An 11,771-nucleotide genomic window follows, 5' to 3' on the forward strand; every position below is an offset into this window, starting at 1 on the left:
CACGGTTTACGAAAAAAACCCGCGACTACGCGGGTTTTTTTATGGCTTATGCTGCGCCGTCTTTTTTTACCTCGCGCCAGATGCGCCATGCCATACCCGCAAGCACCATCACCCCGACGATCAGTACGCCCCAGACCATCAGCGTTTTCATTCTGCTTTCCTGCTCAGCCGCAGACGTCGCGGTTAAACGCGCCTCGCCGCCCAGCGGGACAGGTTCCAGCGTATCCGCCATCGGCAGGGCTGCCAGAGCGTAGGTTTTACGCAGTTCGGTCGGGATCAGCATATCCGTCTCCACGCTTGCCGGTTTCGCAGCCCCGTTCCCCCACGCAAGCAGATACGGCCCCTTCCCCTGCGCGTTGAACACCAGATCATAGCGCACGCGTTGCCCGATCACGCCCGGCAGGTTCTCTGGCAAACGGGCATTGTAGGTCTTGATTTTTACCACCTCGACCAGCCCGCCCGGGAGCGGAACAGGTTCAGACGTTTTGCCGCCGAGCTGGTAGATCACCTCTTTTTTCAGCGTATGCCACCGATCCTTGTCCGCCCCCCGCCAGGCTATTTCTGCCGGGAGAACGCCGTCACCATTCAGCATGAAGGCGATCGCACTCAGAGGCTGCGGATGCGTCCAGCGCCACACGGCTTCGCTTTCGGATAGCCGCTCCCCCTCTCCCGCCAGGCTAATGTGCTCTGATTCCGGCTGCACAGGAGCGTTAATCGCGTTGACGCCGGTTAACGTCAGGGCTGAACGCCCCGTGTTCAGCACCAGCAGCAGATAGCGATTCGCCTCAGGAGATAACACCAGATCGGTATCGATGCGGTCGAGCTTCAGGCGATCCTGTCCACTCATCACGTCCAGCAGGGGCATCTCTTCGCGCAGGGTATACCAGTTTTTCAGATCCTCGCTGTAATAGACCGATGCCGTCCCCTGCCACGAGCCCTGCGGCGTGTCCCAGAAAAGCTGGAGCTGAGAGAGCGGAACCTCCGTCGCGTTTTCCGGCAGGGTCAGCAGATAGTGCTGTCCGGCAGCCGCCGCGTGTTGCTCTTCCAGCACAATCTCCACGCCGTTTCTGGCACGTAACATAATTTTATCACCGCTACCCTCTTCCCCACCCGGCGAGGCGTTAAGCGCAAAGAGGCGCAGCGCCGTGGTGGTCGGTGCCGGCTGCGGACGCGTCGTGGTAACCAGACTGAACGGTACCGGCTCGCCCGACTGATTAAACACGCGCACGTCGCGCAGATCGGGCGATGTGCTCTGCTGATAAACCGCCAGCGGCAGCATGACCCGATACCACGGCGAAGAGGCAGAGGTATCAAGGGACAGGCCATAGGCATAATCCCGCGGGGATTCCACCGGCGCGCCCTCGCTGAATGCCGGACCGGCGACGGCCAGCAGTGCCGCACAAACAACCGATTTCATCCATTTCATTTTTCTTCTCCTGCTTTAGGCGGTAGCGGCGAGAAATAGCCCACAATCAGGACCAGGATCGCCACGCCAATAAACGCGACAGCACGCGCCAGGCCGCCACCGCCCGCGCTGTCCACCAGCATCAGTTTGAGCATGACCACCCCCAGCAGCACCGCACCGGCAAGCCACTGCTGACGGGAGGCCTGACGGGTGGCGCGGATCATGACCACCAGCGCGCAGAACATCCAGAACAGGGCAAAGGTGGTCTGGATAAGCCGCGAATGCCACAACGACTCCATATTCCAGGCCACCTCGCCGTACCACGCCAGCGCGCGCAGCAGCGCGCCGTTTAGCCACCAGAAGCCAAGCGCCATCAGCACAACGGCGGACCACGGTCGGGACTGCGCAAGCGATGCCGGATAGTGGCGATCCACTGCCCGATAAAACACCACCAGCCCCAGCAGCGCGAACGACGCCCCTTCCTCAAGCGGGTTCACCAGCGGCAGCCAGGTCTGTCGATAGACTACCCCGTCCTGGAAATTAGTCACGACCAGCAATACCACCAGCGCCACAACCACAGGGATCACGGCAAGGCAGGCGTAGAGCGCAGGCCATACCCGGAACGGCCACCCGCGACGCCGTACGGCCGCGGAGAGCGCCATAATCACCCCACCGCCGACAGCCATCGCAATGCCGCTTCCCCAGGCCGCCATGCCCCATGGCAGGGAGCGGGCAAACCAGTAAAGCTCGGCGGCCATGGCGAGTAAAATCATCCACAACAGCGACAGATGCAGCCCCATTGCGATGCGCGGAAGAAGTTTATCTTCGTCGCGCCGCAACAGCATCAGGGCGGCAGGCAGCGCAATAGCCCAGGCCAGATTTGCCCAGCCGGCTGCCAGGATCTGCTGTTGCCAGACCTGATACAGCACCATCAGCAGCATCACCGGCCACAGCAGCCATTTGCTGGCATCCAGCTCCCGCCATGCCAGACGAGCAGCAGCCTGCCGCCATCCCCAGGCCGACGCCGCCGTCAGCGCCAGCACGCCCGCCAGAACCGATAATTCTGTCTTGAGGATCAGTTGCGACGCACCCAGTTGCGCCACTAACCAGAACAGCAGCCCACCGACCAGCAGCGCCCAACTACCCGGCAGAGAGATTTTTCGCCACAGCCAGGCCGCAGCCACCCAGCAAAGACTGAGCACTGCGAAAATAAGCAGCAGGCTCAGGGAGGTGACGCCGTCCATCTGCGCCCATATCGCGCTGCCGAGCGCCAGCACCAGCAGCGCCGTCCCGCTATAGCTCATACGCCGCTGCTGCTGTTGCACGCCCAGCCAGAGGATACCCAGCCCCTCCAGCGCCCAGGCCATCGCCGTCCAGCGCGCCGAAAGCGCCAGCGGAATGGCAAGCGTGGCAAACCCGCCGCCAATCGCCAGCGCCGCCATAATCAGTGGTCGCCCAATGGAGGGGTAACGTCGCAGCGCGAGGAACGCCAGTGAGAGATAAAACGCACCATAACCCAGCGCGCTGAGTGCCGGGCCGTACGTCCAGTGCGACGTCATGCCGTACTGCATCCCAAAACCAATCAGCGGCGGGGCAAACAGCAGTACGCCGTCAATAATCTGTTTGCCCTTTTCCTGCGCCCGCAGCGACAGCGCTACGCTAAACACGCCAAAAATAAGCGTATTGGCAATCAGGAACAGCTGACAGATAACATAGTTTTCAGGCTGGTAGTCGCTCAGCCCCCACACTCCGCCAACGCCAAACGTGAAGAGCAGCCCGAGCAGGTTGAGCTCGCGCCAGTGCTGCCAGATGCTAATGACGAGAATGCCGATGGAGAGCAGAAGATAGAAGGAGAACAGCTCCACAAAGCTACCGCCCCCGGTAGACAGGAGCAGCGGCGCAAGATATCCGCCGAGGCTCGCCAGCATGGCAAGACTCAGCGCCTTTTGCAGCACGGCCAGCCCGACGCTCGCCGCGCAAATCACCACCAGCAGCGCAAACGCCAGCGTCATCGGCAGCATCTGCCACAGCCGGAATGCGCCAAAGACGGTCAGGTAAAGCACGCCGGTCGCCCCGCCATGGAGGATCAGCGCGTAGATCCGCTGCCTGTGCCGCAGCCGCCATCCAACGGCCAGCAGAACCATGGCAAACAGCGCCGTGGCGGCAAGACGCAGCTCAAGCGGAAACAGTGAATGTTCAACGGTATAGCGCAGCAGGAAAGAGAGGCCGAGGAAGAGCAGTACAATCCCCAGTTTTGCCAGCGGATTGCCCTGCATAAACCAGCGCGTCAGCGAGGACAGGATGCCGCCAAAGGCGGAAGGCCGTTTTGCCGCCGGGACAGGCGCAGGTTCTGCTTCAGTGACGGGCGGTTCGGGACGCCAGGGATCGACAGGTGCGTTAACGGCCTCTGGCACCGGCGCTGGTGTCTCCACTGGCGCGGCGGTCTGCACCGGCTCCGGCGCTTTCTCAGCTACACCGTGCTGCTCAAGCGCCTCAATGCGCTGGCGAAGCCGGGCGATCTCCTGCCGCGCCGCCGTGCTTCGATTAAAGCCTATCACCGCAAGCACGGGGGCCACGACCAGCGCAAAAACCAGGAACAAACAGCCAAGGATGTAAAGCTCGTCCATGTTTCCACCTTCACCGTAAAAGATCCGTTAAGATTGACACAAATAGTTGCATTTGCGCCATCTAAAAGGTGAAAACCATGCTGCCTGCGCTTAGCTGCCGAACCAGACCGTAGCGGAGATCGCCGGCAGCGTGAGCACGCTCTCCTGTAACGTCGCTTTCCCCTCTTTGCTCTTCCACGTTTTACCGGCCAGCAGCGGTGAATCTTCCAGCACCACTTCACACGCCTCACCCCGGTTGATCGCCACCAGCACGCGCTGCTGGTTGTAGACGCGGACAAACACCACCACATTATCTTGGGCGTACATCACCTGACAGCCCCCGTAGCGCAGGGCCTGGCTCTGCTTGCGTAGTGTCGCCATACGCTGGTACAGGCTGAACAGATCCTGATCCTGCTTTTCAGGCTCCCATGGGAAGGTTTTGCGGCAGAACGGATCGTTGTTACCGTCCAGCCCCACTTCATCTCCGTAATAGATGCACGGCACGCCCGGCCAGGTGAAAAGCCAGGTCACCGCCAGCGGCAGACGCGCCACATCTTTACCCAGCAGCGATTTAAAGCGCGCGGTATCGTGGCTGTCGAGCTGGTTAAACATCCGAAGCTGCTGCTGATGAGACAGGCCAGCGCGATAGTTCTCCATCCACGCCATGCAGGTTTCAGCGTCAATATTCTGCGGATCATAAGAGATATCGGTGTTAGCGAGGAAGCCCCACAGCGGGAAGGTGAAGCCGCGATAATTCATCGACGCGTCTTCTGCATCTGCCTGCAACCACTGACGCGCGTCGCCAAAGTGCTCCCCGAAGACGAATGCTTCCGACCGGGCCGCTTTTGCCGACCGGGTAATGGCGGCGACATGCTGAAGGTTATTCCGCGCCCCGCCTGCTTCACCCAGCATATGCACCACGTCCAGCCGCCAGCCGTCCATATTCCACGGCGCTTTCAGCCAGTGGCGCACGATGCTGTCTTCGCCGCCGTAGATTTCATTCACAAGCGTTGACGACTGGAAATCGAGCTTCGGCAGACTCGGGTAGCCCAGCCAGTCCAGGGCGCGTCCATTCTCGTCAAAACTGTACCAGTCACGTTGGGGGGAATCCGGATTATGGCATGCGCCGCCCATCGACTGATTGTGGCGGTCGAACCACGCATGAGAATCACCGCTGTGATTGAACACGCCATCAAGGATCAGGCGCATACCTCCTTTTTGCGTGTTGTGGCGCAGTCGCAGCAGCGCCTCGTCACCGCCAAACTGCTCGTCAACGTGGCGGTAGTCCTGCGTATCGTATTTGTGAACGCTTGGCGCTTTAAACACCGGGTTCAGGTACAGCGCCGTCACGCCGAGCTTTTTCAGGTACGGCAGTTTTTCGCTGATACCGTCGAGATCGCCGCCGTAAAAGGTCGATCCCCCCGCCTGGGCGGTCAGCGGCTCGTCCCATTTTTTCAGAATGATGTCGTGACCGACCGCATGATGGTAATAAACCTTGTCCTGATCGGCGGTGCGCTTTTCACTGCGCGCAAAGCGGTCCGGGAAAATCTGGTAAAAGACCTGATCGTTAACCCACTGCGGGCCGTTATCCGGGTGATCCACGGCAAACTGCTCCAGCCTGGCCGGAGGGAAACGGCTGAAGCCCTGCGGGGTAAACCACAGCTGGCGGTTGTTCCACAGCAGCTTGAAGCCGTAGCGGCGACGCGGCTGTCCGCTGCGCAAATCGATATTCGCCCGCCACGCCGTAATACCCGGCTGAGGCTGGCTGCGCACCTTGTGCATTTTCAGCGATGTCTCTTCGTTATCCACTTCGGCGCGCAGGGTCACACGTTCAGGCTGATTTTCCCCTGCCAGCCAGAGCGTAATCACAAGGTTGTCTTTGTTTTGCTTAACAAATGGGGCAACCGGAAGGTGCCAGGCGTTTAACATCACGAATCCCCTTTGATGAAATTGACGTCACCTTGCCACAGGGTTGTTAAGGATAGCTCACCATGATGGGATTTATTGGGGGAGGAGGACGGGGGAGGAGGGATCAGTGCGGCCTGATGCCCTCACCCTAACCCTCTTCCACGGGGCTGAGGGATCCCCAGTAATTTTTTTATGCAGAAGCAATAAAGTTGCTTTCTAAATGACTGAGGGCTGTCAGCGATGCCCTGGTCCGGCTGTAAATCGCTGAGGCGTTTGCCTTCCGGCCGGGGCGAGGCGCAGGGATGCGCCGAGAGGGCGGCTTTACAGGGACGTTGCCTCCCCCCGTACCCGATAAGCCGGAAGGAATAAGCCGAGGGCACCGCGAAGCGGCGATTTTCCGCCGGGAGCCCGGGTCGCCAGGGTGGTGGCGACTGAGCCACCCTGGCACGTTCACCGGTCATGTCGTTACAGAGTAGCAAGGAACATAAAGTGAACGGAATGACCACCACCGCCGTATGTTCCCCTCACCCTAACCCTCTCCCCGGAGGGGCGAGGGGATTGCTCAGTGCTCGCATTAATTTGTGGGGAACCCTCAGCCCACGGGGAGAGGGGAAAAGAATGTTACTGTGCTTCCGCCAGCTGACGATCGCGGCGACATTTAAACATCCAGCCCACCAGCAGCAGGACGATCCACGCGAAGCCCACGTACAGGGAAATACGGGTATCCGGGTGATAACCAATCAGGCCAATGATGAAGACCAGGAAGATGAGACCGACAATGGTCGTTGGCACGCCGCCCGGCACTTTAAACTTCAGCGCTTTGGCCTCTTCTGGTGACAGGCGGCGACGGAACGCAATCTGCGACAGCAGGATCATGATCCACACCCACACCGTCGCAAAGGTCGCCAGCGACGCAATCACCAGGAAGACGTTCTCCGGCATAATGTAGTTCAGGTAGACCGAGAACAGCAGCGCCACGGTCATGACCAGCACCGTTACCCACGGGGTACCGCGACGCGACGTTTTGGCAAACACCTTCGGCGCACTGCCCTGCTCCGCCATGCCGTGCAGCATACGGCCCACGCCGAACACGTCACTGTTGATGGCCGACAGCGAGGCGGTCAGCACCACAAAGTTGAGAATGCTGGCGGCAAACGCAATGCCCATATGCTGGAAAGTCAGGACAAACGGGCTGCCGTTGGTGCCCACCTGGTTCCACGGGTAGATGGACATAATCACAAACAGCGTGCCCACGTAGAACACCAGGATGCGCATCGGCACCGAGTTGATGGCGCGCGGAATAGACTTCTCCGGATCTTTCGCTTCCCCGGCGGTGATGCCGATAATCTCGATTCCGCCATAGGCGAACATGACCATCTGCAGCGACATGACCATCCCGAGCCAGCCGTTGCTAAAGAAGCCGCCGTTGCTCCACAGGTTGTGAATGCCGGTTGGCTGTCCACCGTTGCCGATACCCCAGATGATAATGCCGAAACCGGCGAGGATCATGATGATAATGGTCGCGACCTTGAAGAAGGAGAACCAGAACTCCAGCTCGCCAAACACCTTCACGCTCATCAGGTTAACGGCGCAGATAATCAGCACCACGCTCAGCACCCAGATCCAGTGCGGCACGGCGGGGAACCAGACACCCATATAGATACCAAACGCCGTCACATCGGCAATGGCAACAATCAGGATTTCGAAGCAGTAGGTCCAGCCGGTGATAAACCCGGCCAGCGGGCCTAAATTTTCCTGCGCGTAGCGGGAGAAGGAACTGGCAGAGGGGTTGTGAACCGACATTTCGCCAAGGGCGCGCATGATGATATACGCCGCCACGCCGCCGATGATGTAGGCCAGCAGAACGCTTGGACCGGCCATTTTGATGGCATCTGCCGAGCCATAAAAAAGACCGGTACCGATAGCCGAGCCCAGCGCCATAAAGCGGATGTGGCGGGTGCTCAATCCACGTTTAAGTTTGTTAGTGCTTTCCATTAAAATCTTGCCATTCAACACGAAAAAAACAAAAAACCACGGGGCCTTAAGCCCCGTGGTTAAACAATTTGTTGCCGTTGATTAATGGGCGTTGGATGTCACCTGACGCCCTGCCGCACGGTCCCAGATAATCGCCAGAACCAGCGCTACAACGGAAGGCATCAGCCAGGCCAGGCCCTGCTCGGACAGCGGCAGACGCTGTGTCCAGGCTGGCAGGATTTCTGCAAATGCTGATGCTTTGATCCCGTCAAGGATACCAAAAATCAGGCTGATAAACATGGCTGGCGCAATAATTCGCGTGGAGTTATGCCACCACGGACGGGTGAAGCTCAGCACTACCAGCACGATACATGGCGGATAGATCGCCGTCAGCACCGGAATTGAGACCTGAATCAGGTGGCTCAGACCGAGGTTTGACACCGCCATGGAGAAGATGCCGAGGATAAACACCAGCGTGCGGTAAGAAAGCGGCAGATACTGAGCGAAGAACTCCGCGCAGGCGCAGGTCAGACCCACCGCCGTCACCAGACAGGCCAGGAAAATCAGCGCCGCCAGCAGCATGCTGCCTGCACCACCAAAGGTGTGCTGCACGTAAGCATGCAGGATCGCCGCGCCGTTTGCGCTCTGATCGACCAGCGTTGCGCTATCTGAACCCAGGCGGAACAGCGCCAGATACAGCAGCGTCAGGCCGACACCGGCCATCAGGCCAGCCCAGATGGTGTAGCGAGTCAGCAGACGCGCTTCGGTCACCCCGCGGGAACGCGCGGCGTTAACGATAACGATACCAAACACCATCGCGCCAAGCGTATCCATCGTCAGATAGCCGTTCACAAAACCGTTTGAGAACGCCGCGTTCTGGTAGGCGTCCATCGCGGAGCTGATGGGCCCCGCAGGCCAGACGATGGCCGCAACCGCCAGCACAATCAGCGCCACAATTTTCAGCGGTGCCAGGAAGTTACCCACAGTATCCAGCAGTTTGCCCGGATAGAGAGAAACCAGAATCACGATGGCGAAGTAAATGAGGCTGTAAATAAACAGCGGCATCGCGCCGTCACCGGTCAGCGGGGCAATACCCACTTCAAAGGAGACGGTCGCCGTACGCGGGGTCGCGAACAGCGGGCCAACAGCCAGATAGCAGACGGTTGCCAGCAGAACGCCAGCCACTTTGCCAATCGGGGTGCTGAGGCTGTCCACACCGCCACCGACTTTCGCCAGCGCGATAACGGTCAGTACCGGCAGGCCCACGGCAGTAAGCAGGAAGCCAAACGCAGCCGTCCAGACGTGTTCACCCGCCTGTAAGCCAACCATTGGAGGAAAAATGATGTTACCTGCGCCAACGAACAGCGCAAATGTCATAAAGCCCAGCGCGATAATGTCACGCGATTTCAAGTGATGGGTCATAAAACCTTACTGCCTGTGGATGTGGTGTTGAATACGTTGAGATTTTCGCCATCCCTGACGGGACGATACAGCGGAAAATTTGCTCAATTTCAGCGGGATATGCTCCCGTCCAGGCGTGGCGAAGAATAGTTTTTCGATTTACCACGCAAATACAGTCGGTCTGACAGTATATGGGGGGCAATTTAAACGCTTATAACGTTTAAAGGCAAGAAGGGATCGTAAAACCAGAACAATATGCCAGCATGGAAATTCAGACCAAAATAATATGCCATGTATAAGAAAAACTCATGGCTAATCATGCGAACAAAAAAGCACCAGCCGTATAATATTCACTCGCGTTTCGCTTGACTGCAAAGCAAACGGGCCAGCAATCGCTGGCCCGTGGAAAGGTAGCCTGACACACACGCTGTCAGGCACTTTTTTTGGCAATTAATCGTTCCGGGATCACGAAGCTAAAGCGCGTGCCCTTACCCAGGGTGCTTTCGATATTGAGCCGGCTTTCGTGGTGGCTGACGGCATGCTTCACAATTGCCAGCCCCAGTCCGCTCCCGCCGGTCTGCCGCGAGCGCGCCTTATCCACCCGGTAGAACCGTTCGGTGAGACGCGGGAGGTGTTCAGGCCCAATCCCCGGCCCGTTGTCCTCGACGCTAAACTCAGCCCCTGCCGGAGTATGCTGCCACCGCACCGCGATATGCGTCCCTGTCGGGGTATGATTCACGGCGTTATAGACCAGGTTTGAGATAGCGCTTCGCAGCTCATCTTCACTGCCGAGCACTTTCAGCGTGTTATCAACATCAAAACTCAGGGTGTGTTGATTATGGCTCAGCGTTTGGGCTTCGCGCTCCACCACTCGCAGCATCATCGGCACATCAATGATGTCGTTTAGCGCCAGCGACGGGGCAGCCTCAATTTTTGAAAGCGTTAGTAGCTGTTTGACCAGCCCTTCCATGCGGAACGTCTGTTCCCGCATGGTATGCAGCGCTTTCTCACGCGGCGCCCCCTCAAGCGTTTGCTCCTGCATCATCTCCAGATAGCCCTGAAGCACCGTCAACGGCGTACGCAGCTCGTGGCTGACGTTGGCAAAGAAGTTACGTCTTGCGCCCTCAAGCTGATGCATCTGGGTGACATCCCGCGCCACCATCAGCCACTGCCGATCGCTGTAGGGCATCACGCGAATTTCAAGATGGCGACCGTTATTGAGCTTCAGATTGTGCGGACGACTAAAATCACGCGTTTTCAGATACAGCGTGAACTCGGGATAGCGCAGAAGGTTGAGGATGTTCTGACCGTTATCATCCGGCCAGCGCAGGCCCAACAGCTGCTGTGCGAGGCCATTGCACCAGAAGATGGTCCCTTCTTCCGTCGTCAGGATCACTGCGTCCGGCAGCGACTCCGCGCCGCTGCGAAAGCGTTTTATCAGGCTTCCCAGCTCACGACGGCGCTTTTTATTACGCATCTGCATCTGGTGCAGGCCGTAGAGTAGCGGTTCCCAGCTCCCGCTTCCCGGCGGGGGTGTCATACTTCTGTCGACCCACAGCCACCAGGAAAGACGCAGTAAATTCCAGAAATGCCAGACGAGCAACCCCGTCACGGCCACCAGTAAAAACCACGGCAGATAGCCAAAAATAGCCCCCAGAATGAGGGCCGGAATACAGCATAAGATCAGTTCAAAGACGAGCCTTTTCCATGACAGACGTTCCAGCACGCGTCACACTCCTGTCATTGTTCAGAAACGGGTCGAGAAGCGATAACCCGTGCCGCGGACCGTCTGTACCATGCGATCGTGGCCGCTCAGTTCCAGTGCTTTACGCAGGCGGCGAATATGGACGTCAACCGTTCGGTCTTCGACATAGACGTTAGTTCCCCAGACGTTATTCAGCAACTGTTCGCGGCTGTAAACGCGCTCCGGGTGTGTCATAAAGAAGTGCAGGAGTTTAAATTCGGTGGGGCCCATATCAAGGGGATTTTCACCGGTCATGACCCGGTGTGAGGTAGGATCCAGGCTCAGACCCTGCATCTCAATCACCTCTTCCACCGCCATCGGTGAAATACGGCGCATCACGGCTTTGATACGCGCCACCAGCTCTTTTGGAGAGAATGGCTTGGTGATGTAATCGTCCGCGCCGGTTTCCAGACCGCGCACGCGATCCTCTTCCTCACCGCGCGCCGTCAGCATCACCACCGGGATATCGCGGGTCATCGCCTCGCGTTTGATATGCTTGATAAACTGCAATCCGGAACCGCCAGGCAGCATCCAGTCCAGCAGGATCAGATCGGGCCAGGGTTCATTCAGCTGGTTCACCGCGCTGTCATAATCTTCCGCTTCAACCGGCTGGAAGCCATTTTGTTCAAGCACGAAGCACACCATTTCACGGATCGGAGCTTCATCTTCTACGACCAGAATACGTCTCGCCATACTTTGCCCTGTCTTATTGTATTTAAGTTACAAGTCTGTA

The 11,771-nt window shown here is 58.4% G+C and carries 7 protein-coding genes; all 7 read right to left on the minus strand.

The window, feature by feature from the left end; genetic code table 11:
- Window positions 1-46: 46 nt before the first annotated feature.
- Window positions 47-1,426 (minus strand): DUF3999 domain-containing protein, encoded by a 1,380-nt coding sequence (locus SK51_RS22010; protein ID WP_023305570.1) that lies wholly within the window; start codon window positions 1,424-1,426, stop codon window positions 47-49.
- Complete coding sequence (locus tag SK51_RS22015; protein ID WP_048207134.1) at window positions 1,423-4,032, minus strand: DUF2339 domain-containing protein; 2,610 nt, start codon at window positions 4,030-4,032, stop codon at window positions 1,423-1,425. The genes SK51_RS22010 and SK51_RS22015 overlap by 4 nt, the downstream gene beginning before the upstream one ends.
- A 90-nt stretch (window positions 4,033-4,122) precedes the next feature.
- Window positions 4,123-5,940, minus strand: a complete 1,818-nt coding sequence (gene malZ / locus SK51_RS22020; RefSeq protein WP_023305568.1) for a maltodextrin glucosidase — start codon at window positions 5,938-5,940, stop codon at window positions 4,123-4,125.
- Window positions 5,941-6,540: 600 nt separating this feature from the next.
- Window positions 6,541-7,914, minus strand: coding sequence for a proline-specific permease ProY (proY, locus tag SK51_RS22025; protein ID WP_017383160.1), 1,374 nt, complete (start codon window positions 7,912-7,914; stop codon window positions 6,541-6,543).
- Between the two features lie 81 nt (window positions 7,915-7,995).
- Window positions 7,996-9,315 carry a branched-chain amino acid transporter carrier protein BrnQ gene (gene brnQ, locus SK51_RS22030; RefSeq protein WP_003859118.1) on the minus strand — a complete coding sequence of 440 codons (1,320 nt, stop codon included), beginning with the start codon at window positions 9,313-9,315 and terminating at the stop codon, window positions 7,996-7,998.
- Between the two features lie 409 nt (window positions 9,316-9,724).
- Entirely contained in the window at window positions 9,725-11,020 is a 1,296-nt protein-coding gene (gene phoR, locus SK51_RS22035) for a phosphate regulon sensor histidine kinase PhoR (RefSeq protein ID WP_023299433.1), read from the minus strand.
- A gap of 21 nt (window positions 11,021-11,041) precedes the next feature.
- Entirely contained in the window at window positions 11,042-11,731 is a 690-nt protein-coding gene (gene phoB / locus SK51_RS22040) for a phosphate response regulator transcription factor PhoB (protein ID WP_003859122.1), read from the minus strand.
- Window positions 11,732-11,771: the final 40 nt, after the last annotated feature.

Origin of the sequence: Enterobacter sp. MGH85, assembly GCF_001037655.1 — a bacterium.
GTDB classification, from domain to species: domain Bacteria; phylum Pseudomonadota; class Gammaproteobacteria; order Enterobacterales; family Enterobacteriaceae; genus Enterobacter; species Enterobacter intestinihominis.

What these genes read in the sequence shown, in the direction of transcription:
- malZ (WP_023305568.1), bottom strand. Translation starts at nt 5,940, where the DNA reads ATGTTAAACGCCTGGCACCTTCCGGTTGCCCCATTTGTTAAGCAAAAC.
- SK51_RS22010 (WP_023305570.1), bottom strand. Translation starts at nt 1,426, where the DNA reads ATGAAATGGATGAAATCGGTTGTTTGTGCGGCACTGCTGGCCGTCGCC.
- proY (WP_017383160.1), bottom strand. Translation starts at nt 7,914, where the DNA reads ATGGAAAGCACTAACAAACTTAAACGTGGATTGAGCACCCGCCACATC.
- phoB (WP_003859122.1), bottom strand. Translation starts at nt 11,731, where the DNA reads ATGGCGAGACGTATTCTGGTCGTAGAAGATGAAGCTCCGATCCGTGAA.
- brnQ (WP_003859118.1), bottom strand. Translation starts at nt 9,315, where the DNA reads ATGACCCATCACTTGAAATCGCGTGACATTATCGCGCTGGGCTTTATG.
- SK51_RS22015 (WP_048207134.1), bottom strand. Translation starts at nt 4,032, where the DNA reads ATGGACGAGCTTTACATCCTTGGCTGTTTGTTCCTGGTTTTTGCGCTG.